The 25,753-nt window shown below is 60.0% G+C and carries 20 protein-coding genes; 15 read left to right on the top strand and 5 right to left on the bottom strand.

Annotation, left to right across the window (positions count from 1 at the left end; translation table 11 throughout):
- The first annotated feature begins 69 nt into the window (after positions 1 to 69).
- The 4 genes from AC1D19_RS14710 to AC1D19_RS14695 all read left to right on the top strand — a co-directional run bounded on the left by AC1D19_RS14710 (position 70) and on the right by AC1D19_RS14695 (position 9,383).
- Entirely contained in the window at positions 70 to 2,373 is a 2,304-nt protein-coding gene (locus AC1D19_RS14710) for a YgiQ family radical SAM protein (protein WP_218430973.1), read from the top strand.
- Positions 2,374 to 2,642: 269 nt separating this feature from the next.
- Positions 2,643 to 5,918 carry a transglutaminase family protein gene (locus tag AC1D19_RS14705; protein WP_477763659.1) on the top strand — a complete coding sequence of 1,092 codons (3,276 nt, stop codon included), beginning with the start codon at positions 2,643 to 2,645 and terminating at the stop codon, positions 5,916 to 5,918.
- Between the two features lie 88 nt (positions 5,919 to 6,006).
- Complete coding sequence (locus tag AC1D19_RS14700) at positions 6,007 to 8,493, top strand: circularly permuted type 2 ATP-grasp protein (RefSeq protein WP_477763658.1); 2,487 nt, start codon at positions 6,007 to 6,009, stop codon at positions 8,491 to 8,493.
- A complete protein-coding gene (locus AC1D19_RS14695) occupies positions 8,493 to 9,383 on the top strand; it encodes a transglutaminase family protein (RefSeq protein ID WP_477763657.1) in 891 nt (296 codons plus the stop codon). Before AC1D19_RS14700 ends, AC1D19_RS14695 begins: the two co-directional genes overlap by 1 nt.
- A gap of 213 nt (positions 9,384 to 9,596) precedes the next feature.
- Here AC1D19_RS14695 and AC1D19_RS14690 read toward each other — a convergent pair whose 3' ends face one another.
- Positions 9,597 to 9,788, bottom strand: a complete 192-nt coding sequence (locus AC1D19_RS14690; protein WP_110660080.1) for a hypothetical protein — start codon at positions 9,786 to 9,788, stop codon at positions 9,597 to 9,599.
- Positions 9,789 to 9,856: 68 nt separating this feature from the next.
- On the bottom strand, positions 9,857 to 10,444 hold the full coding sequence (locus AC1D19_RS14685; RefSeq protein ID WP_477753180.1) for an LOG family protein: 588 nt from the start codon (positions 10,442 to 10,444) through the stop codon (positions 9,857 to 9,859).
- 343 nt (positions 10,445 to 10,787) lie between these two features.
- Here AC1D19_RS14685 and azu point away from each other — a divergent pair, with 343 nt between their 5' ends.
- On the top strand, positions 10,788 to 11,234 hold the full coding sequence (gene azu, locus AC1D19_RS14680) for an azurin (RefSeq protein WP_477763656.1): 447 nt from the start codon (positions 10,788 to 10,790) through the stop codon (positions 11,232 to 11,234).
- A gap of 151 nt (positions 11,235 to 11,385) precedes the next feature.
- Here the strand turns inward: azu and nadE are convergent, their stop codons facing one another.
- The 3 genes from nadE to AC1D19_RS14665 form a co-directional block, all read right to left on the bottom strand.
- Positions 11,386 to 12,213, bottom strand: a complete 828-nt coding sequence (gene nadE / locus AC1D19_RS14675; RefSeq protein ID WP_477753182.1) for an ammonia-dependent NAD(+) synthetase — start codon at positions 12,211 to 12,213, stop codon at positions 11,386 to 11,388.
- Between the two features lie 4 nt (positions 12,214 to 12,217).
- The gene (gene pncB, locus AC1D19_RS14670; protein ID WP_477763655.1) at positions 12,218 to 13,444 is read right to left on the bottom strand and encodes a nicotinate phosphoribosyltransferase; all 1,227 of its coding nucleotides are present in this window, start codon (positions 13,442 to 13,444) and stop codon (positions 12,218 to 12,220) included.
- A gap of 97 nt (positions 13,445 to 13,541) precedes the next feature.
- Entirely contained in the window at positions 13,542 to 14,453 is a 912-nt protein-coding gene (locus tag AC1D19_RS14665; protein ID WP_477763654.1) for a LysR family transcriptional regulator, read from the bottom strand.
- Positions 14,454 to 14,627: 174 nt separating this feature from the next.
- On the opposite strand from AC1D19_RS14665, the gene amaB reads away from it, so the two are divergent.
- The 10 genes from amaB to AC1D19_RS14615 all read left to right on the top strand — a co-directional run bounded on the left by amaB (position 14,628) and on the right by AC1D19_RS14615 (position 25,752).
- Positions 14,628 to 16,118, top strand: coding sequence for an L-piperidine-6-carboxylate dehydrogenase (amaB, locus tag AC1D19_RS14660; protein ID WP_477763653.1), 1,491 nt, complete (start codon positions 14,628 to 14,630; stop codon positions 16,116 to 16,118).
- 144 nt (positions 16,119 to 16,262) lie between these two features.
- Positions 16,263 to 17,546, top strand: coding sequence for an L-pipecolate oxidase (gene amaA, locus AC1D19_RS14655; RefSeq protein ID WP_477763652.1), 1,284 nt, complete (start codon positions 16,263 to 16,265; stop codon positions 17,544 to 17,546).
- Between the two features lie 363 nt (positions 17,547 to 17,909).
- A complete protein-coding gene (locus AC1D19_RS14650) occupies positions 17,910 to 19,043 on the top strand; it encodes a branched-chain amino acid ABC transporter substrate-binding protein (protein WP_477763651.1) in 1,134 nt (377 codons plus the stop codon).
- Positions 19,044 to 19,282: 239 nt separating this feature from the next.
- A complete protein-coding gene (locus tag AC1D19_RS14645; RefSeq protein ID WP_223462544.1) occupies positions 19,283 to 20,197 on the top strand; it encodes an ABC transporter permease subunit in 915 nt (304 codons plus the stop codon).
- Between the two features lie 3 nt (positions 20,198 to 20,200).
- Positions 20,201 to 21,484: a high-affinity branched-chain amino acid ABC transporter permease LivM gene (gene livM, locus AC1D19_RS14640; protein WP_477753481.1), complete on the top strand. Its 1,284-nt coding sequence runs from the start codon at positions 20,201 to 20,203 to the stop codon at positions 21,482 to 21,484.
- Positions 21,481 to 22,356 carry an ABC transporter ATP-binding protein gene (locus AC1D19_RS14635; RefSeq protein ID WP_477753480.1) on the top strand — a complete coding sequence of 292 codons (876 nt, stop codon included), beginning with the start codon at positions 21,481 to 21,483 and terminating at the stop codon, positions 22,354 to 22,356. Before livM ends, AC1D19_RS14635 begins: the two co-directional genes overlap by 4 nt.
- Entirely contained in the window at positions 22,353 to 23,069 is a 717-nt protein-coding gene (locus AC1D19_RS14630; protein WP_477753479.1) for an ABC transporter ATP-binding protein, read from the top strand. Before AC1D19_RS14635 ends, AC1D19_RS14630 begins: the two co-directional genes overlap by 4 nt.
- 297 nt (positions 23,070 to 23,366) lie before the next feature.
- Complete coding sequence (locus tag AC1D19_RS14625) at positions 23,367 to 23,615, top strand: hypothetical protein (protein ID WP_477763650.1); 249 nt, start codon at positions 23,367 to 23,369, stop codon at positions 23,613 to 23,615.
- A 297-nt stretch (positions 23,616 to 23,912) separates the two neighbouring features.
- Positions 23,913 to 24,674, top strand: coding sequence for an SDR family oxidoreductase (locus AC1D19_RS14620; protein WP_477763649.1), 762 nt, complete (start codon positions 23,913 to 23,915; stop codon positions 24,672 to 24,674).
- 172 nt (positions 24,675 to 24,846) lie between these two features.
- Entirely contained in the window at positions 24,847 to 25,752 is a 906-nt protein-coding gene (locus AC1D19_RS14615) for a cation diffusion facilitator family transporter (protein ID WP_477763648.1), read from the top strand.
- The last annotated feature ends 1 nt before the right edge of the window (position 25,753 follow it).

Genomic DNA, 25,753 nt, shown 5'->3' with positions numbered 1-25,753 from the left:
GAATTGGTCAAAATTTGTGCTATATTCCGCGCCCGCGAAATTCAATGAAAGCCAACACCGGTTATCGACATGCAAGCAGCCAAGCCGTTATTTGACTATCCCAAGTACTGGGCCGAATGTTTCGGGCCAGCGCCATTCCTGCCCATGAGCAGGGAGGAGATGGATCAGCTTGGCTGGGATTCCTGCGACATCATCATCGTCACCGGTGATGCCTACGTCGATCACCCGTCGTTCGGCATGGCGATCATCGGCCGGTTGCTGGAGTCCCAGGGTTTCCGCGTCGGGATCATTGCCCAGCCGAACTGGCAGTCCAAAGACGACTTCATGAAGCTCGGTGAGCCGAACCTGTTCTTCGGTGTCGCGGCCGGCAACATGGACTCGATGATCAACCGCTACACCGCGGACAAGAAAATCCGTTCCGACGACGCCTACACGCCGGGTGGCCTGGCAGGCAAGCGTCCTGACCGCGCCAGCCTGGTTTACAGCCAGCGCTGCAAGGAAGCCTACAAGCACGTGCCGATCGTGCTCGGCGGCATCGAAGCGTCCCTGCGCCGCATCGCCCACTACGACTACTGGCAGGACCGTGTGCGCAACTCGATCCTGATCGACGCCAGCGCCGACATCCTGCTTTACGGCAACGCCGAGCGGGCCATCGTCGAGGTCGCCCAGCGTCTGTCCTACGGTCACAAGATCGAAGACATCACCGACGTGCGCGGCACCGCGTTCATCCGTCGTGACACGCCACAAGGCTGGTACGAAGTCGACTCAACGCGCATCGACCGTCCGGGCAAGATCGACAAGATCATCAACCCGTACGTGAACACCCAGGACACCCAGGCCTGCGCCATCGAGCAGGAAAAGGGTCCGGTTGAAGATCCGCAGGAAGCCAAGGTCGTGCAGATCCTGGCCAGCCCGCGCATGACCCGCGACAAGACCGTGATCCGTCTGCCGTCGGTGGAAAAAGTCCGCAACGATGCGGTGCTCTACGCTCACGCCAACCGCGTGCTGCACCTGGAAACCAACCCGGGCAACGCCCGTGCGCTGGTGCAGAAGCATGGCGAAGTGGACGTCTGGTTCAACCCGCCACCGATTCCGATGACTACCGAAGAAATGGACTACGTGTTCGGCATGCCTTACGCCCGTGTTCCGCACCCGGCGTATGGCAAGGAAAAAATTCCTGCCTACGACATGATCCGCTTCTCGGTGAACATCATGCGTGGCTGCTTCGGCGGCTGCACCTTCTGCTCGATCACCGAGCACGAAGGCCGGATCATCCAGAACCGTTCCCATGAATCGATCATTCGTGAAATCGAAGAAATTCGTGACAAGGTTCCCGGTTTTACTGGCGTGATCTCCGACCTTGGCGGCCCGACCGCGAACATGTACCGCATTGCCTGCAAGAGCCCGGAAATCGAATCCGCGTGCCGCAAGCCATCGTGCGTGTTCCCCGGCATCTGCCCGAACCTGAACACCGACCACTCGGCGCTGATCCAGCTGTACCGCAGTGCCCGTGAATTGCCGGGTGTGAAGAAGATCCTGATCGCATCCGGCCTGCGCTACGACCTCGCGGTCGAGTCGCCGGAATACGTCAAGGAGCTGGTGACTCACCACGTCGGTGGCTACCTGAAGATCGCCCCGGAACATACCGAGGAAGGTCCGCTCAACCAGATGATGAAACCGGGCATCGGCAGCTATGACAAGTTCAAGCGCATGTTCGAGAAGTACTCCAAGGAAGCGGGCAAAGAGCAGTACCTGATTCCTTACTTCATCGCGGCGCACCCGGGCACCACCGACGAAGACATGATGAACCTGGCCCTGTGGCTCAAGGGCAACGGCTTCCGTGCCGACCAGGTGCAGGCGTTCTACCCGTCGCCGATGGCCACCGCCACCGCGATGTACCACTCGGGCAAGAACCCACTGCGCAAGGTCACCTACAAGAGTGACGCGGTGACCATCGTCAAGAGCGAAGAGCAGCGTCGTCTGCACAAGGCGTTCTTGCGTTATCACGACCCGAAAGGCTGGCCGATGCTGCGTGAGGCCCTGACCCGCATGGGCCGCGCCGACCTGATCGGGCCGGGCAAGAACCAGCTGATTCCTTTGCACCAGCCGTCGACCGACAGCTACCAGAGCGCCCGTCGCAAGAACTCGACGCCGGCCGGCAGCCACAAGGTTGCAGGGGAAAAGACCACCAAGATCCTGACCCAGCATACCGGCCTGCCACCACGTGCCAGCGATGGCGGCAACCCGTGGGACAAGCGTGAACAGGCCAAGGCTGCGGCGTTCGCCCGCAACCAGCAAGCGGCCAAGGAACGCAAGGACGCGGCCAAGGGCAAAGGCCCCAAGCCGACCCGCAAGCCGGTCGTGCCGCGCTAAGCCGCGCTTGAGCTGAACAGAACGCCAACCTTCGGGTTGGCGTTTTTGCATTTCACCAGAAGATCAAAAGATCGTCCGAACGCGGCCCGAGCCTTCGGACGATCTTTTGATCTTTGCGACATATTCGTGCAATTGCTCCAAACCATTTTCCGGCATCGCCCGATTTTGGTGCTGTACTGCCTCAGGCAACCGAAGAAAGCGCCAGCGCTGCTGGATGGCATAAGTCTTGCGCGCTTTCCTATACGTTCAAGGCTCGCAGGAGGCACGCCGTGTCGATTCATGTCGCATTGCACCACGTCACGCATTACCGCTATGACCGCGCTGTCGAGCTCGGCCCGCAGATCGTTCGTCTGCGTCCTGCCGCCCACAGCCGCACGCGGATTCTGTCTTATGCGCTGAAAGTCTCCCCCGAACAGCACTTCATCAACTGGCAACAGGACCCTCAGGGCAATTACCTGGCGCGGCTGGTGTTCCCGGAGAAAACCGAGGAATTGCGAATCGAGGTCGATCTGCTGGCAGAAATGGCGATCTTCAATCCGTTCGACTTCTTTCTCGAGCCCTATGCGGAAAAGATCCCCTTCGCCTATGCCGCCGATGAGCGCAAGGAACTGGCGCCGTACCTGGAAACCTTGCCCCTGACGCCGAAGTTCAAGGCCTATCTGGATGGCATCGACCGCACACCGTTGCCCGCCGTGGATTTTCTCGTCGCACTCAACCAGCGCCTGAGCGAAGACATCGACTACCTGATCCGCATGGAGCCCGGTGTACAAACACCTGAGCACACCCTCGACCAGGCCTCCGGTTCGTGCCGCGACTCCGCTTGGTTGCTGGTGCAACTGCTGCGCAACCTGGGGCTGGCGGCGCGTTTCGTGTCGGGTTACCTGATCCAGCTGACCGCCGACGTCAAAAGTCTCGACGGTCCCTCCGGCACCGAAGTGGATTTCACCGACCTGCACGCCTGGTGCGAGGTGTATTTGCCCGGCGCCGGCTGGATCGGCCTGGATGCGACTTCCGGGCTGTTTGCCGGTGAAGGGCATATTCCGTTGGCCTGTAGTCCCGATCCGTCCTCTGCGGCGCCGATCAGTGGCTTGGTGGAACCCTGCGAGTGCGAATTCAGCCACGAAATGTCCGTGGAGCGGATTTGGGAAGCGCCGCGGGTCACCAAGCCCTACAGCGACGAACAGTGGCTGGCGATCCAGGCCCTGGGCCGTCAGATCGATGCCGACTTGCTGGAAGGCGATGTGCGCCTGACCATGGGTGGCGAGCCGACCTTTGTGTCCATCGATGATCCGGACGGCGCCGAGTGGAATACCGCGGCACTGGGGCCGGATAAGCGGCGGTTGTCTGCTGAACTGTTCCGGCGCATGCGCAAGCATTACGCGCCCCAGGGGCTGGTGCATTTCGGGCAGGGCAAGTGGTACCCCGGCGAGCAACTGCCGCGCTGGTCGCTCAATTGCTACTGGCGCCGTGACGGCGTGCCGATCTGGCACAACAGCGCGCTGATCGCCGACGAGCAGGAAGACTACGGCGCGGATGGCGCACTTGCCGGGCGATTTTTGGCGAGTGTCGCCGAACGCCTGAAGATTCCGACACGCTTTGTGTTCCCAGCCTACGAAGACAATTTTTATTACCTCTGGCGCGAAGGGCTGTTGCCGCAAAACGTCAGCGCCGAAGACTCGCGTCTGGAAGAACCCCTGGAACGGGCACGCCTGCGCAAAGTATTCAGCCAGGGGCTGGACAAGGTCATCGGCCAGGTCCTGCCGCTGGCGCGCACCGCCAAGGGCGACCAGTGGCAGAGCGGGCGCTGGTATCTGCGCGACGAGCACTGCCGCCTGGTGCCGGGGGACTCGCCGCTGGGTTATCGCTTGCCGCTGGGGTCGCAGCCTTGGGTGAAAGCGGCGGAATATCCGTTCATTCATCCGCAAGACCCGAATCAAGACTTCCCGCCGCTGCCCGACACTGCGCAACTGCAAAGCCAAAGCGAAGCTGCCGAGGTACAAGAGCGCGCGCCGAAGCTCGACGAATCCGCCGACTGGCTGACCCGTACTGCCTTCTGCGCCGAAGCGCGGGAAGGCCGGTTGTACCTGTTCATGCCGCCGCTGGAGCGGGTCGAGGATTACCTCGAACTGGTCGCTGCCATCGAAGCCACCGCCGAAGAGTTGCTGTGCCCGGTGTTGCTTGAGGGCTACGAGCCGCCGAGCGACCCACGCCTGAGCAACTTTCGCATTACCCCGGATCCGGGGGTGATCGAGGTCAATGTGCAGCCGTCCGCGACCTGGGATGAGTTGGTCGAACGCACCGAATTCCTCTACGAAGAAGCACGCCAGACCCGGCTGACCACCGAGAAATTCATGATCGACGGCCGGCATACCGGCACGGGCGGCGGTAACCATTTCGTGCTGGGTGGCGCGACCCCGGGGGACTCGCCGTTTCTACGTCGCCCGGATCTGCTGCGCAGCCTGATCAGCTACTGGCACAACCATCCGTCGCTGTCCTACCTGTTTTCCGGATTGTTCATCGGCCCGACGTCCCAGGCGCCCCGTGTCGATGAAGCACGCAACGATGCCTTGTACGAACTGGAAATTGCTTTCGCACAAATGCCTGAAGCGGGTGAGGAATGCCCGCCATGGCTGGTGGATCGACTGCTGCGCAATCTGCTGATCGATGTGACCGGTAACACCCACCGCGCCGAGTTCTGCATCGACAAACTCTATTCGCCGGACGGTGCCACCGGGCGCCTCGGATTGTTGGAGCTGCGTGCATTCGAGATGCCGCCCCATGCCCGCATGAGCCTGGCGCAACAATTGTTGCTGCGGGCGCTGGTCGCGCGGTTCTGGCGCGAGCCCTATGCGCCGCCGAAACTGGCGCGCTGGGGTACGGAGCTGCACGATCGCTTCCTGTTGCCGCACTTTATCGAGCAAGACTTCGCCGATGTCATCGTCGACCTCAACGCCGCCGGTTATCCGGTGCGGGCCGAATGGTTCGCCGCGCATCTGGAGTTCCGTTTTCCCAAGGTTGGCGACTACGCCGTCAGTGGCATTGCGCTGGAGTTGCGCCAGGCGCTCGAGCCCTGGCACGTGCTGGGCGAAGAGGGCGCCATGGGCGGTACGGTGCGTTACGTGGATTCGTCGCTGGAGCGTTTGCAGGTCAAGCTCAGCGGCTTGCCGCCCCAGCGTTATCTGCTGACCTGCAACGGCGTGCCCGTGCCATTGCAACCCACCGGGCGTGTAGGCGAATTCGTTGCTGGCGTGAGATTTCGTGCCTGGCAACCGGCCAACTGCCTGCAACCGACCATCCCGGTCCACGCGCCCCTGGTGTTCGACTTGCTCGATACCTGGATGCAGCGTTCGTTGGGCGGCTGCCAGTACCACGTCGCCCACCCGGGCGGGCGCAATTACGACAGCTTGCCGGTGAACGCCAATGAAGCGGAGAGCCGGCGAATGGCGCGCTTCTTCCGCATCGGACACACGCCAGGGAAACTTCCTATACCCAATCTGGAAATCAGCGACGAGCTGCCGATGACGCTCGATTTGCGACGTTTCTAAACCGTACGCGACGCTCGGATTTTACGTATATCCGGGCGTCACGAGCCTGCGTTAGTCTGACCGTTCATTGCTGTCTGCCGAGCTTTCCATGCCTGACCTGCTAGACCGCTACCCGCTGACGGCGGGCACCTATCACGAACTGCTCGACGACAGTGGCGCCGTGCGCCCGCACTGGCGCCGGTTGTTCGAGCAGTTGCAACGCAGCACGCCGGCGCAACTGGTGCAGCGTCAGGCCCTGCTGACCCGGCAAATCCAGGAGAACGGCGTTACCTATAACGTTTATGCCGATCCCAAAGGCGCTGACCGACCATGGGAACTGGACCTGCTGCCCCATGTCATTGCCGCCGAGGAGTGGGAGCACCTTGCGGCCGGCATCGCGCAACGGGCCAGGTTGCTCAATGCCGTGCTTGCTGACCTTTACGGTCCGCAACGGCTGATTGCCGAAGGTCTTTTGCCCGCCGAGCTGGTGTTCGGTCACAACAACTTCCTTTGGCCCTGTCAGGGCATCAGCCCGCCTGACGGAGCCTTTCTGCATCTGTATGCCGTGGATCTGGCGCGCACACCCGATGGCCGCTGGTGGGTGACGGCGGATCGTACCCAGGCGCCTTCGGGAGCCGGATATGCGCTGGAAAACCGCACGATTGTGTCCCGGGCCTTTCCCGAGCTGTACCGCGATCTGAAAGTGCAGCACCTGGCCGGGTTCTTTCGCACCTTGCAGGAAACCCTCGCTCGTCAGGCCCCGAACGACGGGGACGCACCGTTGGTGGTGCTGCTGACGCCAGGGCGTTTCAACGAAAGCTATTTTGAACATCTGTACCTCGCTCGCCAGCTCGGCTACCCACTGGTGGAGGGCGGCGACCTCACAGTGCGCGATGCGACGGTCTACCTGAAGACCCTGAGTGGTCTGCGCCGGGTTCACGCGATCATGCGCCGGCTCGACGATGATTTCTGCGACCCGCTGGAGCTGCGAACCGACTCAGCCCTCGGCGTGCCGGGCCTGCTGGAAGCAGTGCGGCAGGGGCGGGTGCTGGTGGCCAACGCCCTCGGCAGTGGTGTGCTGGAATCGCCGGGGTTGTTGGGGTTTCTGCCGAAGATCAATCAATTCCTGTTCGGCGAAGAGCTGATCCTGCCGTCCATCGCCACTTGGTGGTGCGGCGAAGCGTCGGTATTGGCCCAGGCCCTGGAAAAACTGCCAGAGCTGCTGATCAAACCGGCGTTTCCGTCCCAAAGCTTTGCACCGGTATTTGGCCGTGATTTGGGTGAAAAACAGCGCCAGGAACTCGCCGAGCGCATGCAGGCACGGCCTTACGCTTATGTGGCACAAGAACTCGCGCAATTGTCCCAGGCGCCGATCTGGCAAGCCGAAGACGGTCAACTGCAGCCCCGTGCCATCGGCATGCGCGTGTATGCGGTGGCCAGCCGCGAGGGCTACCGGGTGCTGCCCGGTGGCTTGACCCGGGTCGCCGCGCAAGCCGATGCCGAAGTGGTGTCGATGCAGCGCGGCGGCGCCAGTAAAGATACCTGGGTGCTGGGCGATCGTGCGCCCAGCGGCGAACAATGGAAGGCCCAGCGCAATATCGGCGTGCATGACCTGGTGCGGCGCGATCCATACCTGCCGTCGCGGGTGGTAGAAAACCTGTTCTGGTTTGGCCGTTACTGCGAGCGTTGCGACGACAGCGCCCGTTTGCTGCGCATCATGCTGGCGCGCTATGTCGACGGCGACGACCCGCAAGCCCTGCAGGCTGCGGTGGATCTCGGTGAACGGCTGATGTTGTTACCCGATGAGGGCGAATTGCCGGAGCGCCTGTTGGCGGCGCTGCTCGGCGATGACTGGCCGTTCAGCCTGCGCTCCAACCTGCAACGCTTGCAGTGGGCTGCTTCACAGGTACGCGGCAAACTCTCGCGGGAAAACTGGCAGGCACTGGTGGAGTTGCAGCGTGAAGCCATGGAGCTGGAAACCGAAGAGCCGGATTTCGGCGAGTTGCTGGATTTCCTCAACCGTCTGGTGATGTCCCTGGCGGCACTGTCCGGCTTTGCCCTGGACGACATGACCCGGGACGAAGGCTGGCGTTTCCTGATGATTGGCCGGCGGCTCGAGCGTCTGCAGTTTCTCAGCGGCAGCCTGGCGGCGTTCCTGCGGGGCGCCGGGGCTTTCGATCAGGCCGGCCTGGAGTGGTTGCTGGAACTGGGCAACAGCAGTATCACCTATCGTTCTCGATACCTGGCGGTGGCACAGATGATCCCGGTGCTCGACTTGTTGTTGCTCGACGAGCAGAACCCTCACGCCGTGTTGTTCCAGTTGAAACTGGTGACCCGCACCCTCAAGCGCCTCAACGACGACTTTGGCGTGCCGCGCGAAACGGCGCTGCCGCAATTGGTCGAGCGTCTGGCGCGATTCGATCTGGGCTGCCTGGAAAACCCGCTGTTCGGCGACGCGAGTGTTCGCGCCGCCATCGAGGGGCTGGCCGCGCTGTTGCAGGAGATCGCCGACGCCAGCGGGCAAGTTTCCGATCGCCTGGCGCTGCGGCATTTCGCCCATGTCGACGATGTCAGCCAGCGCACGGTGTCCGTCTGATGAGCGCCCACTACCAGATTTTCCACGACACCCATTATCACTATGACAGCCCGGTGTCCCTGGCCCAGCAATTGGCGCATTTGTGGCCGCGGCCTTGTGCCTGGCAGCGCTGCACCGACCGGCAATTGCAGATCAGTCCGCAGCCGACCTCGCGTCGCGATGAACTGGATGTATTCGGCAATCCGCTGACCCGGCTGGCGTTCGAGCGTCCCCACGATGAATTGCTGGTCAACGCCAGCCTGACCATTGAAGTGCTGCCCCGACCTGCGTTGGACTTCAATCGGTCACCAGCGTGGGAACAGACCCGAAGCGCGCTGACCTACAGCAGCCAACCGCTGTCGCCCGAGCTACTCGAGGCCTGCCGATACCGGTTTGAATCGCCGTATGTGCATTTGAAGAAAAACTTCGTCGAGTTTTCGCAAAGCTGTTTTCCGCCCGGTCGAGCGTTGTTGCTCGGCGTGCAGGCGCTGATGGAGAAAATCTTCAGCGAGTTCACCTTCGATGCCGAAGCGACCCAGGTGGCGACGCCGCTGGTGGAGGTGCTGGAGCGCCGACGCGGGGTCTGCCAGGACTTTGCCCACCTGATGCTCGCTTGCGTACGGTCCCGTGGATTGGCGGCGCGGTACATCAGCGGCTACCTGCTGACCCAGCCACCGCCGGGTCAGCCACGGCTAATCGGTGCTGATGCGTCCCACGCCTGGGTCTCGGTGTTTTGCCCGGTGCTGGGGTGGGTGGATTTCGATCCGACCAACAATGTGCAACCGGCGCTGGAGCACATCACCCTGGCCTGGGGCCGGGATTTTTCTGATGTGTCGCCATTGCGGGGGGTGATTCTGGGCGGGGGCAATCACGATCCGGAAGTTCGGGTAACGGTGATGCCACTGGAGTAACAAAGATCAAATGTAGGAGCGGGCTTGCCCGCGAAAGCAATTTCATATTCACAAGGATGTTGTCTGACACACCACTTTCGCGAGCAAGCTCGCTCCTACAGGGAATGGTGGTGTGTTGGAGTCATTCGATTGGCCTGTGAGGGTTGGCAGCAAAGCTGCCAACCCTGGACACAGATCCGGTGGGCCTGATCAGATCATCGGGCCCTGAGGGTCTCAGGCGTCGGGCGCCTGATCTTTCGGTGCTTCAACATCACTTTCTGCGGCCACTTCACCTTCTGCTTCCGGGTTCAGTGCGGCTGCTTCTTCTTCAGCTGTAGCTTTCTTGCGCTGAAGCTTTTCCTCTTTCTTCTGCTCCTTGGCCAAGTCTCTTTGACGTTTGGCGAAGGAATAATTAGGTTTGGCCATGGGCGATCCTCTGGGGTCGAAGGTGAGGTTGAGCGGCGCATATTCTGCCCTGTATCGGTGCCAAGCCGTTAGCTGGGTTTTTGCTCGGCCCATTTTGGCGCTATGGACGGTTGCCAGGCATCCAGAGCATCGATCAGGGTTTGCGGCGATTCGCTCACTTGCAGCATGTCACGGTGCTGCCCGCGAACGAAGCCTTCGCCGACGATATGATCGAGAAAAGACGTCAATTTGCTGTAGAAACCGTTCACTTCCAGCAAACCCAGCGGTTTGCCGTGGTAGCCGAGCTGGCCCCAGGTCCAGACTTCGAACAGTTCTTCGAGGGTGCCAAGGCCACCGGGCAGTGCGATAAAGGCATCGCTGAGCTCGGCCATCCGGGCCTTGCGGGCGTGCATGCCATCGACGACTTCCAGGCGAGTCAGGCCGCTGTGGCCGATTTCCTTGTCCTTGAGGCTTTGCGGGATGATGCCGATCACTTCACCGCCGGCCGCCAGCGCGGCATCGGCGACGATGCCCATCAGGCCCACGGCGCCGCCGCCATAAACGAGGGTCAGCTTGCGTTCGGCCAACGCCCGGCCAAGGGCCACGGCCGCTTCACGGTAAGCCGGGTTGGTGCCGGTGCTGGCACCACAAAATACACAAACGGATGTTAAAGACATGCTTTGCTCCATGGTCGATCAGGGCCACAGAGTAAAGGCAGGCGCACGGTACTCCAAGGGCTAGACTTGGTGTTCTGGGGGTTCGTACGTACCGCTGGCGCCGCAAGCGTAGGCGGCGAGCAAACTGCACAACAGGCTGTTGATCGACATGACAGACGTTCCATTTGAAGGGGACGGTCTGATGATAGGCCCGGACCAGGCACTTGGCCGGTAGATAGTTTGCATCGGTGTCATAGCCCGAAAGTTGTATACAATTTTTGATTCAAGTCATATGAACTTGCGAAATTTTCAGGCAGTCTTCTGTCCATTCGCGATTTCGTTAACCCTGCCTTGGAGATTCACCATGTTTGCCAAACTTGTTGCGGTATCCCTGTTGACACTGGCTAGCAGCCAATTGATGGCTGCCGAGTGCAAGACCACCATTGACTCCACCGATCAAATGTCCTTTAGCACCAAGGCCATTGAAATCGACAAGAGCTGCAAGACGTTTACCGTGGAACTCAAGCACTCCGGCAGCTTGCCGAAGAACGTCATGGGCCATAACTGGGTGCTGAGTAAAGAAGCTGACATGCAGCCGATCGCCACCGACGGCCTGAGCGCCGGTATCGACAAGAACTACCTGAAGGAAGGCGACGCTCGCATCATCGCTCACACCAAGATCATCGGCGCTGGCGAGACAGACTCGGTGACCTTCGATGTGTCCAAGCTGGATGCGGCTGAAAAGTATGGATTCTTCTGCTCGTTCCCGGGGCACATCTCGATGATGAAAGGCACCGTGACCCTGAAGTAATTGAATCGCAGTCATAAAAAAAGCGTCCGTAGTGGACGCTTTTTTTTGCGCTTGTAGGAGCTGCCGCAGGCTGCGATCTTTTGATCTTGAACATCAAAAGATCGCAGCCTCGTTTTACTCGACAGCTCCTACACGCTCCTGCGCGCAGGCGTTACGGCGCAAACGGCATCACCCGCTTGTGATGGGTCTTGTTGTACGTATCAACAATGATCCTGAACGCCTCTTCACGCACCGGGTTGCCGTGCAGGAACGCGTCGATCTCGGCGTAGGTCACGCCGTGGGAAGCTTCGTCCGGTTTACCGGGCGACAGGTCTTCGAGGTCGGCGGTCGGGACTTTCTCCACCAGCGACTCCGGCGCGCCGAAGCTGCGGGCGATGGCGCGGACCTGGTTTTTTACCAGGCCACTCAGTGGCGCCAGGTCGCAGGCGCCGTCACCGAACTTGGTGAAGAACCCCATCACCGCTTCCGCCGCGTGATCGGTGCCGATCACCAGGCCATGGGCCGCGCCGGCGATGGTGTACTGGGCGACCATGCGCATGCGTGCCTTGGTGTTGCCGAGCACGAAGTCCACCGACACCGCATGTTTGCCTTCGAAGGCCGCGACTTCATTGGCCAGGGACTTGACCGCCGGGCCGATGTTCACGGTGTGGCGCTCGTCCGGCTTGATGAAATCCACCGAAGCCTGGGCGTCGTGTTCATCGAACTGGGTTTCGTAGGGCAGGCGTACGGCGATGAATTTGTACGCGGCATCACCGCTGCGCTGGCGCAGTTCACGGACGGCCCGCTGGGCCAGCAGACCGGCGGTCAGGGAGTCGACCCCGCCACTGATGCCCAGCACCAGGGTCTTGAGCCCGGAATTGACCAGGCAGTCCTGAATGAAGGTCACCCGCCGGGCGACTTCGGCCTCAAGGGCGGCTTCGTCGGCGAATGGCGGCTGGACCTTGAGCTGTTCAGCAATCTCACGCTGTACGGCTTGCATGAATTCACTCCTTGCTTGATGTATTTGAAAGGGCGGCAGGAACCTGGAAAACGTGTCGCAAGTAAGCGACGAAATTCGGGTCTTTACAGTGCGTCTTTCCTGGCTCGTCGGAGATCTTCGCCACCGGCTGGCCGTTGCAGGCGGCCATTTTAAGCACGATGCTCATCGGTTCGACACCCGGAATATCACAGGTCAGGTTGGTACCGATGCCGAAGCTGACATTGATCCGACCGCGCAGCACCCGGAATATCTCCAGAGCCTTGGGCAGGGTCAGGCTGTCAGAGAAGGTCAGCGTCTTGCTCATCGGGTCGATGCCGAGCTTGTGATAGTGGGCGATGGCCTTTTCCGCCCATACCACCGGATCGCCCGAGTCATGGCGCAAACCGTCGAAAAGCTTGGCGAAAAACAGATCGAAATCGCCGAGGAAGGCATCCATGGTGATGCAGTCAGTCAGGGCAATCCCCAGCAGGCCACGATATTCGCGGACCCAGCAATCGAGTGCGGCGATCTGGCTGTCGATCAGCCTCGGGCCGAGTTGCTGGTGGGCCATGATCCACTCGTGGGCCATGGTGCCCAGCGGTTTCATGTCCAGCTCCCGGGACAGGTGCACGTTGCTGGTGCCGACGAAGCGTCCGGGAAAGTCGTGCTTGAGCACATTCACCACTTCTTCCTGCACGCGGTAAGAAAAACGTCTGCGCGTGCCGAAATCGGCCACCTGCAATTCGGACAATTCATCGCTGTTGGCATTGGCGCTCAGCCAGTCGAACTTGCGGTAGAGCTGCTCGCGGGCCTGCTCCAGCACGACTTCGCGGTAGCGATAGCGGTTGCGCACCTCGCTGACCAGCGCCAGCAGCGGCACTTCGAACAGGATCACATGCAGCCAGGGGCCCCGCAGGCGAATAAACAGCTCACCGTTTTCGAGGCCGGTGTGGATGTAGCGCAGGTTGAAGCGAAACAACCCGAGAAAACGCAGGAAGTCCGGCTTCAGGAAGCTGATGCGCTCGAGAAAGCTCAACTGGTCGGCGCTCAGGCTCAACTCGGCCAGGCGCTCGATCTGGAAGCGGATTTCCGCCAGGTACGGGCGCAAGTCCTCGCTGTTACGGCAACGAAACTCCCATTCGACTTCGACGTTCGGGTAGTTGTGCAGCACCGCCTGCATCATCGTCAGTTTGTAGAAGTCGGTGTCGAGCAGGTTCTGCACGATGCGATCGGCAAACACACTCTCGCTCATAACGGGGGTTCTCCACATTGAATAGAGCTAGTGGCGCATAACGGTGAAGGGGATTGCCAGCAATTTTTTAGACTGCAGCAGATCCTTGTGGGAGGGCTTAATGCGGCACCGCATCCGGGCTATCGATCTGCTCCAGCATCCACTTCACAAAGTCCCGCACCTTGGGCACTTCCGCCGAGTGTTCAGGGTAGGCAAGGTAATAGGCATCGCTGCTGGGCATTGCATGCTGCCAGGGAATGACCAGTTTGCCGTCAGCCAGTTCCTCTTCCACCAGAAAGCGTGGCAACAACGCAACGCCGCAACCGACCTGGGCGGCGCGGATGCACATATAAAAGGTTTCGAAACGCGGGCCGTGGTAGCTGTGCTCGGTGTGGTAGCCCTGATGCTCGAACCAGTCGTGCCAGGCCTGGGGGCGGGAGGCGTTTTGCAGCAGTACCAGATCGGACAGTTGCGTCGGATCGGTGAACGGTTGGGCAGGCAAGCTGCCCGGAGCACATACAGGAACAAGCTCTTCGCCGAACAGCTTCAGGCATTCGGTGCCCGGCCGCGAGCCCTGGCCGAAGTAGAACGCCAGGTCGCTGCGACCTTGCAGCAGATCGTCGGCTTCCTGTTCGCTGCACAGGTCCAGGTGGATCGACGGGTGCCGCAGGCGCCAGCCTTTCAGGCGCGGCACCAGCCAGCGTGCGCCGAAGGTGGGAGGCGTCGAAACCCGCAGGACTTCTGTTTCGCCACCGTAGGAACGCAGGTAATGGGTCGACATCTCGACCTGCGTGAGGATTTTTCGCACCTCAACCAGATACAGATCACCGGCCGGCGTCATCTGCAGGCGGCGGCGCACCCGGCGAAACAGCAGGTGTTGCAACAGCTCTTCGAGTTGCGCGACCTGTTTGCTCACGGCGCTTTGGGTCAGGTTCAACTCTTCGGCGGCCCGGGTGAAGCTCAAATGCCGGGTGACGGCCTCGAAGCACTGCAACGCAGCGATCGATGGCAAGTAGCGTTTATTCAGCATGGGCGGTCCTTGGTTCTTGTTTCTTATTGCCAGCAATGCACAGCATGAATAAACGGAATGATATCTCTCTTAAAGGTCGTTTGTTGAGTAACCTCCGGGCAGCTAAAACTACAGGTCTGATCAGCCGTGAATTTCCGGCTGCACGTGTTCTGTCTTTTGCTTGAGGAGTGACTCATGGTTGCCGCATTGCTTGATCGTCTAGGTGTGAACCCGGCCCTGTACCAGAATGGCAAAGTGCCGGTGCATTCGCCCATCGATGGCAGCAGGATCGCCGCCGTGAACTGGGAAGGCGCTGCTGAAGTCGAGCAGCACATCAGTCGCGCAGATCATGCGTTCGAACTGTGGCGCAAGGTCCCGGCACCGCGCCGTGGCGAACTGGTGCGGCAACTGGGTGACATCCTGCGTGAATACAAGGCCGACCTCGGCGAGCTGGTGTCGTGGGAAGCCGGCAAGATCACCCAGGAAGGCCTGGGTGAAGTTCAGGAAATGATCGATATCTGCGACTTCGCCGTCGGCCTGTCCCGTCAGCTGTACGGTTTGACCATCGCTTCCGAGCGTCCTGGCCACCACATGCGCGAAACCTGGCATCCGCTGGGCGTTGTCGGGGTGATCAGTGCGTTCAACTTCCCGGTTGCGGTCTGGGCCTGGAACGCCACGCTGGCGCTGGTCTGCGGCAACCCGGTGATCTGGAAACCGTCGGAAAAGACTCCGCTGACCGCACTGGCTTGCCAGGCGCTGTTCGATCGTGTGCTGAAGAACTTCAGCGATGCTCCACCGCACCTGAGCCAGGTGGTCATTGGCGGTCGCGATGCCGGCGAAGCCCTGGTCGATGATCCGCGTGTCGCGCTGGTCAGCGCCACCGGCAGTACCCGCATGGGCCGTGAAGTGGCGCCGAAAATCGCCGCACGTTTCGCCCGCAGCATTCTGGAGCTGGGCGGCAACAACGCAATGATCCTCGGCCCAAGCGCCGACCTGGACATGGCCGTTCGCGCGATCCTGTTCAGCGCCGTCGGCACCGCCGGTCAGCGCTGCACCACTCTGCGTCGCCTGATCGCCCATGAATCGGTGAAAGAAGAAATCGTAACCCGCCTGAAAGCCGCGTACTCGAAAGTACGTATCGGCCATCCGCTGGAAGGCAATCTGGTCGGCCCGCTGATCGACAAGCAAAGCTTCGACAACATGCAGGACGCGCTGGAACAAGCCCTGAGCGAAGGCGGCCGGGTGTTCGGCGGCAAACGTCAGCTGGAAGACAAGTTCCCCAATGCCTACTACGTGTCGCCGGCCATCGTCGAAATGCCGGAGCAGAGCGATGTGGTCTGCCACGAAACCTTCGCCCCGATCCTGTACGTGGTCGGCTACAGCGATTTCCAGGAAGCCCTGCGCCTGAACAATGCTGTGCCACAAGGCCTGTCCTCGTGCATCTTCACCACCGACGTGCGTGAAGCCGAGCAGTTCATGTCGGCGGTGGGCAGCGACTGTGGCATCGCCAACGTCAATATCGGCCCGAGCGGCGCTGAAATTGGTGGTGCATTTGGTGGCGAGAAAGAAACCGGCGGTGGTCGTGAGTCCGGCTCCGATGCATGGCGCGGCTACATGCGCCGCCAGACCAACACCGTGAACTATTCGCTGGAATTGCCGTTGGCGCAGGGTATTACGTTCGATTAAGTATTGATTGTGAAGCTGGAAAGATCGCAGCCTTCGGCAGCTCCTACAGGACTGTGACTGGCTGCGATTTTGTAGGAGCTGCCGCAGGCTGCGATCTTTTGGCGGCGACAACGAGGTGGGTTAGGTTTCTGTTGGAGTCTGGCAATGCCGTTACGCGAAGAGTGTCTGTGGGAAAAACTGACGCCGCAAAGGCCGGACAATTCGGCCCTCAAGGGTGAGATCACGGTGGATGTCTGCGTCATCGGCGCCGGTTTTACCGGTTTGTCGGCGGCGGTGCATCTGCTGGAGCAAGGCAAGACCGTTTGTGTACTGGAGGCCCATCGCGCCGGCCACGGTGGTTCGGGGCGTAACGTCGGGCTGGTCAATGCCGGGATGTGGATTCCCCCGGACGAGATCGAAGCCGGGTTTGGCAAGGAGGTTGGCAGCCAGCTCAACCGCATGCTTGGGGCGGCGCCATCCCTGGTGTTCAGCCTTGTGGACAAGTACAACATCGATTGCCAGTTGCGCCGCGAAGGCACGCTGCACATGGCGCACAACGCCCGTGGCGAAGCTGACTTGCGCAGTCGTGAAGAACAATGGAAACGCCGCGGGGCGCCGGTGGAGTTGTTGACTGGCCAGGCTTGCGAGCAAGCGACGGGCACCAAAAAGATCGCCGCCGCGCTGCTCGATCGCCGCGCCGGCACGCTCAACCCGATGGCCTATACCACGGGGCTGGCCAAAGCGGCCATCGGCCTGGGCGGTCAATTATACGATCACTCCCCGGTCACCCGACTTGAGCGTCAGGGCCAGCGCTGGTCTGTGCAAACCGCCCAGGGCTCGGTCATGGCCGAGAAAGTGGTGATTGCCTCCAATGCCTACACCGAAGGCGACTGGACGGAACTGCGGCGCAATTTTTTCCCCGGTTATTACTACCAGGTGGCCTCGGTCCCGCTGACCGACGAAGCCGCCCGGCAAATTCTTCCCGGCGGCCAGGGTTCCTGGGACACCCGCCAGGTCTTGAGTAGTATTCGTCGGGATAAAGACGGACGCCTGCTGCTGGGCAGTCTCGGTAATGGCAATCAGAAACCAGCCTGGTTTCTCAAGGCCTGGGCCGACCGGGTGCAGCAGCACTATTTCCCGTACCTCAAACCGGTGGAGTGGGAGTGCACCTGGACCGGCTGCATCGCCTTCACCCCCGATCATTTGATGCGCCTGTTCGAACCGGCGCCCGGTTTGGTGGCAGTCACCGGTTACAACGGGCGGGGCGTGACCACGGGAACGGTGGTCGGCAAGGCCTTTGCCGATTACCTGTGTAACGGAAATCCTCAAGCACTACCGATTCCTTTCGCGCCCATGCAGCCATTGGCCGGGGTGGGGTTGCGCAGCTGTCTGTATGAGGCGGGATTCTCGCTGTATCACGCAGGCCAGTGCCTTCGGATCGTGATCTGAAGGTTGATTTTTGCCGTAGGAAGCGGCGCTTTTTCGATCTGCAGCTAGCCTGTAGTGGTGCGGGTTGTAGCAGTCTCGCACCAGCAGTGTGCACTTCGGTGACGCACGTTGTTACAGGCTGGTTGCACGTCGTTTAAAGCCGCGGTTGCAATGATGGCGCAGGCGGGTTGCGCCTCAAAAAAATAATGGTTCTACCTTCCGCGGTTTAGACGGTTGCACGCCCAATGAAAATGGGCCCGAAACAGTCGAAATAACAAGAAAGCAGCGACTTTTTTCAGAATAAAAAACCGATGGCACGGCCCTTGCTCTGAGCATTCAGTGAAGTCGCAGTGCCAATTAAAAAAAACCATGGAGCACCACCTCATGTCCCAGACGTTTTACAAGAAAGGCTTTCTGGCCCTCGCAGTGGCAACTGCGCTGGGTGTTTCTGCGTTTGCTCAGGCTGACATCAAGATCGGTGTAGCGGGACCAATGACGGGCGCCAACGCGGCATTTGGCGAACAGTACATGAAGGGTGCACAGGCGGCGGCCGACGCGGTCAACGCATCGGGCGGCGTGAACGGGGAAAAAATCGTACTGGTCAAGGGCGATGACGCCTGCGAGCCGAAGCAGGCTGTGACAGTCGCCAAGGACCTGACCAACCAGAAAGTCGCCGGCGTGGTCGGTCACTTCTGCTCCTCGTCGACCATCCCGGCCTCCGAGATCTACGACGAAGCGGGCATCATCACGATCACCCCGGGTTCCACCAACCCAAAGGTGACCGAGCGCGGCCTGAGCGCCATGTTCCGTATGTGCGGGCGTGACGACCAGCAAGGCATCGTGGCTGGCGACTACATCGTCGACGTGCTCAAGGGCAAGAAAGTCGCCGTGCTGCACGACAAAGACACCTACGGCCAAGGTTTGGCGGACGCCACCAAAGCGCAACTGGTCAAGCGCGGCGTAACGCCGGTGTTGTACGAAGGCCTGACCCGCGGCGAGAAAGACTTCAGCGCCGTGGTGACCAAGATCCGTGCGGCCGGTGCCGACGTGGTCTACTTCGGCGGTCTGCACCCAGAGGCCGGTCCACTGGTTAAACAACTGCGTACCGAAGGCCTCAAAGACGTGACATTCATGTCCGACGACGGCATCGTGACCGACGAACTGGTGACCACCGCTGGGGGCCCGCAATACGTCGACGGCGTGCTGATGACCTTCGGTGCCGACCCGCGCCTGCTGCCGGACAGCAAGACCGTGGTAGACGCATTCCGCAAGGCCGGTACCGAGCCTGAAGGCTACACCCTCTACGCTTACGCTTCGGTCCAGACCTTGGCCGCTGCCTTCAATGGCGCCAAGTCCAACAAGGGCGAAGACGCTGCCAAATGGCTGAAAGCCAACCCGGTCAAAACCGTCATGGGCGAGAAGACCTGGGACAGCAAGGGCGACCTGAAAGTCTCCGACTACGTGGTTTACCAGTGGGACAAGGACGGCAAGTACCACCAGCTGGAAAAACAGAAGTAAGGGCTGGCTCGATCGGATGAACCCCACAGATCCCTTGTAGGAGCGAGCTTGCTCGCGATGACGGACTGGCAGTCGACAACTTTGTTGAATGTTTAACCGCTATCGCAGGCAAGCCAGCTCCTACAAGGGTTGTGGTGGCCTTTCTGATCGTGGCCGACATTGCTCCGACGTAAATCTGTATTTTCCTTAGAAGAACCGCACAGCCACATGTGCAGGTTCTCATTGCGTGAGATTGCGTTATGGATGGTATTTTCCTGCAGCAACTGGTCAACGGCCTGACCCTCGGGTCGGTCTATGGCCTGATCGCCATCGGCTACACAATGGTCTATGGCATCATCGGCATGATCAACTTCGCCCACGGCGAGGTTTACATGATTTCCGCTTACCTCGCGGCAATCAGTCTGGCTCTGCTGGCATACTTCGGTATTGAATCCTTCCCTCTGTTGATGCTCGGCACACTGATCTTCACCATCGTGGTCACGGCGGTGTATGGCTGGGTCATCGAGCGTGTTGCCTACAAACCCCTGCGTAACTCCACCCGACTGGCACCGCTGATCAGCGCCATCGGGATCTCGCTGATCCTGCAAAACTATGCACAGATCGCCCAGGGTGCCCGCCAACAAGGCGTTCCGACGCTGTTGACTGGTGCATTGCGAGTAGAAGTCGGGACCGGCTTCGTCCAGCTCACTTACACCAAGATCTTCATTCTGGTCGCAGCGTTTGTCGGGATGGGCCTGCTGACCTATGTCATCAAGTACACCAAGCTCGGCCGCATGTGCCGCGCAACCCAGCAAGACCGCAAGATGGCCTCGATCCTGGGGATCAACACCGATCGCATCATTTCCTACGTGTTCATCATTGGTGCCGCGATGGCGGCGTTGGCCGGCGTGCTGATCACCATGAACTACGGCACGTTCGACTTCTACGCAGGTTTCGTCATCGGCATCAAGGCGTTCACCGCAGCGGTACTCGGCGGGATCGGCTCGCTGCCGGGTGCGATGCTTGGCGGGATCATTCTGGGGATCTCCGAGTCGCTGTTTTCCGGTCTGGTCAACTCCGACTACAAAGACGTTTTCAGCTTCTCGTTGCTTGTTCTCGTTCTGGTCTTTCGGCCTCAAGGCCTGCTCGGCCGTCCTCTTGTGTCGAAGGTGTAAGCGATGTCTTCAACCACTAAAAAAACCATTGATATCAAAAGAAGTCTGGTTGACGCGATTCTTGCCGGCCTTGTAGCGCTCATCGTATTTGGTCCGATTGTCGGCATCGTCCTCGACGGCTATGGCTTCAACCTGCAACCAACGCGAGTGGCGTGGATTGTCGCCATCGTCATGGCTGGCCGCTTTGCTTTGAGCCTGTTCCTGCAAACACCCAAGGGTTTGAGAATTCTCGAAGGGTTTGAAACCACTGGCTCCGGGGTTCATGTACTGCCACCCGATTACAAATCCCGCTTGCGCTGGATCATCCCGTTGATGATCGTCATTGCCGTGGTGTTTCCGTTTTTCTCCAACTCCTACCTGCTAGGCGTGGTCATCCTCGGGTTGATCTATGTGTTGCTCGGTTTGGGGCTGAACATCGTGGTGGGCCTGGCCGGCCTGCTCGACCTGGGTTACGTGGCGTTCTACGCCATCGGTGCCTATGGTTTGGCGCTTGGTTACCAGTATCTTGGGCTGGGCTTCTGGACGGTGCTGCCACTGGCGGCGATCACCGCCGGCCTTGCGGGTTGCATCCTTGGCTTCCCGGTTTTGCGTCTGCACGGTGACTACCTGGCAATCGTGACCCTGGGCTTCGGTGAAATCATTCGCTTGATCCTCAACAACTGGTTGTCGCTGACCGGTGGTCCGAACGGTATGCCTGCGCCGCTGCCAACGTTCTTCGGTCTGGAGTTCGGCAAACGGGCGAAAGACGGTGGTGTGCCGTTTCACGAGTTCTTCGGCATCGCCTACAACCCCGACGTGAAGTACTACTTCATCTACGCGGTGTTGTTCATGGTCGTGCTGGCCGTGTTGTACATCAAACACCGCTTGACCCGTATGCCGGTCGGCCGCGCATGGGAAGCCTTGCGTGAAGACGAAATCGCCTGCCGCTCCATGGGCCTGAACCACGTGCTGGTGAAGCTCTCGGCGTTCACCATCGGTGCTTCGACGGCCGGTCTGGCCGGTGTGTTCTTCGCCACCTACCAGGGCTTCGTCAACCCGACCTCGTTCAGCTTCTTCGAATCGGCCCTGATCCTTGCCATTGTGGTACTGGGCGGTATGGGTTCGACCATCGGCGTAGTGATGGCAGCCTTCGTGCTGACCGTCGCCCCGGAACTGCTGCGTGGCTTCGCGGAGTATCGTGTGTTGCTGTTCGGCATCCTGATGGTGTTGATGATGATCTGGCGACCGCGCGGCCTGATTCGGATCAGCCGTACCGGTGTGACCCCGCGTAAAGGAGTAGCGCCATGAGCGAAGTCGTACTCAGTGTCGAAAAGCTGATGATGCACTTCGGCGGCATCAAGGCGTTGAACGATGTCAGCCTGAAGGTCAAACGCAATTCGATCTTCGCCCTGATCGGCCCCAACGGCGCCGGCAAGACTACGGTGTTCAACTGCCTGACCGGGTTCTACAAGGCCTCCGGTGGCAAGATCGAACTCAACGTGCGCGGTCAGCAGACCAACGTCATCAAATTGCTGGGCGAATCGTTCAAACCAACGGATTTCGTTTCGCCGAAATCCTTCGCCAGTCGGCTGTTCTACAAGGCATTCGGCGGCACCCACCTGGTGAACCGTGCCGGGCTGGCGCGGACCTTCCAGAACATTCGCCTGTTCAAGGAAATGTCGGTGCTGGAAAACCTGCTGGTGGCACAGCACATGTGGGTTAACCGCAACATGCTGGCCGGCATCCTCAACACCAAGGGCTATCGCAAGGCTGAAAGCGATGCGCTGGACCACGCGTTCTACTGGCTGGAGGTGGTGGACCTGGTGGATTGCGCCAACCGTCTGGCCGGTGAGCTGTCCTACGGCCAGCAACGCCGCCTGGAAATCGCCCGGGCCATGTGCACCCGTCCGCAGATCATCTGCCTCGACGAGCCGGCCGCCGGCCTCAACCCCCAGGAAACCGAAGCGCTGAGCGCGATGATCCGGCTGCTGCGCGACGAGCACGATCTGACCGTGGTGCTGATCGAGCACGACATGGGCATGGTAATGAGCATTTCCGACCACATTGTGGTGCTGGACCACGGCGTTGTCATCGCCGAAGGCGGGCCTGAAGCGATTCGTAACGATCCGAAAGTGATTGCGGCCTACCTGGGCGCCGATGAAGAGGAAGTGGTGCTATGAGTCAACCCATCCTCGAACTCAAGGAACTGGATGTGTTTTACGGGCCGATCCAGGCCCTGAAGAAAGTCTCGCTGCACATCAACGAAGGGGAAACCGTCAGCCTGATCGGCTCCAACGGTGCCGGCAAGTCGACCCTGCTGATGTCGATCTTCGGCCAGCCACGGGCCGCCGACGGGCAGATCCTCTACCAGGGCGTGGACATCACCCACAAGTCGTCCCACTACATCGCCTCCAACGGCATCGCGCAATCGCCGGAAGGGCGGCGGGTGTTTCCCGACATGACCGTCGAGGAGAACCTGCTGATGGGCACCATCCCTATCGGTGACAAGTACGCAAAGGAAGACATGCAACGCATGTTCGAGCTGTTCCCGCGGCTCGAAGAGCGGCGTACCCAGCGGGCGATGACCATGTCCGGTGGCGAGCAGCAAATGCTCGCCATCGCCCGTGCCCTGATGAGCCGGCCCAAGTTGTTGCTACTGGATGAGCCGAGCCTGGGCCTGGCGCCGATCGTGGTGAAGCAGATCTTCGCCACCCTGCGGGAACTGGCCAAGACCGGCATGACCATCTTTCTGGTGGAGCAGAACGCCAACCACGCCCTGCGGTTGTCGGACCGGGCGTACGTGATGGTCAACGGCGAAATCCGCATGACTGGTACCGGCAAGGAGTTGCTGGTCAACGAGGACGTGCGTAACGCCTATCTCGGCGGGCATTGATCCTCAGCGTTAAAAAACGCCCTGCCGCTCTCAGTGTCAGGGCGTTTTTTATGCCCGCTCTGTAAAGGCCGTGGTAGGAGCTGTCGAGTGAAACGAGGCTGCGATCTTTTGATCTTGTTTTGAAAGGTCAAGATCAAAAGATCGCAGCCTTCGGCAGCTCCTACAAGAGCGGCGATGTGACGTAAAGTAAAATTGTGGAAAACAATATTCCCAAGCTCGCAAAGCGCGACATAAAGCCGCTGCAAATAGTTGTTTTGTCACAGTTTTGACTTGTCCCCGTTTGCTGTGGAACCGGCTGTGAATAACGTGGGAGTAGCTGGCTGGACGCCTTTTAAACCGTGGCTTGCAGAGGTGTGGTTGTTTTTTGATCAGGTGTTTTTGCTCAGCTTGCAGGCCGCTTTGTCAACCTTTTTGTTCGGGATGAAAATGCATGAAATCGGCGTGGACAAGCCTGTGGATAAGTCTGTGATTAAACTCTGGAAAGACTCGGCTGAAGGCCGTGGTTACTGGCTTGGCGCCATCGTCGGTTTGACCCGTCAGTCATGAAAATGGCCAAGGGCTACACAGCAGGCGGTTGAGGGTCAAGCAAAAAAGTTTCAAAACCCCGCGCAAAGCCTTGTGGATAGCGGCTTGCAGCTTTTCCACTTGCCCCCAGAGACTGTGGACCGGCCTGTGGATAACGTGCGCGCACATGGCTGCAGGCCACGCTGGTCAAGGGCTTGCCGGGGTTGTACGTTTTTTGAACAGTTTGAGCGGTGGTTGCCGCTGTGAACAAGGCCGGGCATGCTGCCTGCTGATTTTCTATTCCAATGGCTGAGCGTCAGCCGAAGCAAGGAGAACACGATGTCCAACACCCTGTTTATTACCGGCGCGACCTCCGGTTTTGGTGAAGCCTGTGCCCGTCGTTTTGCCGAGGCCGGCTGGAAACTGGTGCTGACAGGCCGTCGTGAGGAGCGCCTCAATGCGCTATGCGCCGAGCTGTCGAAGCAGACCGAAGTCCATGGTCTGGTGCTCGATGTGCGTGATCGCAAGGCCATGGAAGAGGCGATTGCCAGTCTGCCGCCATCCTTCGCCAAACTGCGCGGGTTGATCAACAACGCCGGCCTGGCCCTGGGCGTTGATCCGGCGCCCAAGTGCGACCTGGACGATTGGGACACCATGGTCGATACCAACGTCAAAGGCCTGATGTACAGCACCCGTCTGCTGCTGCCACGCCTGATTGCCCACGGTCGTGGTGCCGGTATCGTCAACCTGGGGTCCATCGCCGGCAACTACCCGTACCCGGGCAGCCACGTGTATGGCGCGACCAAGGCGTTCGTCAAACAGTTCTCGCTGAACCTGCGCTGCGACCTGCAAGGCACGGGCGTACGGGTCAGCAACATCGAGCCGGGCCTGTGCGAGAGTGAGTTCTCGCTGGTGCGTTTTGCCGGTGACCAGGAGCGCTACAACGCCACTTACGCCGGCGCCGAGCCGATTCAGCCGCAAGACATCGCCGAAACAATCTTCTGGGTGCTCAATGCCCCGGCGCACATCAACATCAACAGCCTGGAGCTGATGCCGGTGAGTCAGACCTGGTCCGGGTTTGCTATCGAGCGCAAGTCTTAAGACCGAGTAACGGCCTTTCGCGAGCAGGCTCGCTCCCACATGGATCGCATTGAACCTGTGGGAGCGAGCCTGCTCGCGAAGGGGCCGGCTCAGGCGACACAAAGCTTCAGCTAGACTCCTCCCTCAAGCAATCCGCCGCACCCGGCGGTCTAGAGGCTTTAAAGGAGATCAAGTGAGTAATCGAGGCGAGCAGTCGCTGCTCAAACAATCGACCTTCCTGATGCTCGCTGTGACATTCGCCGGGATCATCACCGGTTTTGTTTCGGGCGCTCAATCCATCCTGTTCGATGGCTTCTTTTCGTTAATCGCGGCCTTCATCAAGGTCCTGATGCTGATCACCGCCAGGCTGATCGCCAAGGAAAGCAACCAGCGCTTCCAGTTCGGTTACTGGCACCTGGAACCCATGGTACTGGTGATCGAGGGCAGCTTCCTGTTCCTGGTTGCCATTTATGCCTTTCTCAACGGTGTGTTTGGCATCATCAGTGGCGGCCGCGAGGTCGAGCTCGGTCTGGTGATCCTCTACGCGGCGGTGTTTACCGTCGTTGAACTGATTTACTTCTTCTACGTCCGCCATCGCAATCGCACACTCAAGTCGTCGCTGATCCAGTTCGACAACATCAGTTGGTTGGTGGACGCGATGCTGTCGGCGGGACTGCTGGTGAGTTTCCTGATCGCGCTGCTGCTCAAGACTCAGGGTTACGACAAGTGGGCGGTGTATGTCGATCCGATGATTCTGATTCTGCTGGCCCTGGGCATGCTTCCTCCGGCGTTCAAAATCCTCGGACCGGCATTGCGCGATGTGTTGGGCATCGTCCCGGATCAACTGGACGACAAGGTGCGTCAGGTGATGGAGGTGGCGAAGGTCGAGCATGGTTTCGACGATTACATTTCCTACGTGCAGAAACACGGCAGGGCCTGTTTTATCGAGATTCACATCGTATTGCCGAAGGATTACTGGCTGGACGGTGTGGGGCAACTGGACAGTTTGCGCGAGGAAATTTCCGCGAAACTCGGTAAGCCGGATGCCGCGCGATGGCTGACCATCAGCTTTACCGGGGATCGCAAGTGGACTGAGTGAT

This window comes from Pseudomonas sp. P1_C12, assembly GCF_056406435.1.
Note: the sequence above shows the minus strand (reverse complement) of the source record. Positions and strands in the feature narration are given on the sequence as shown.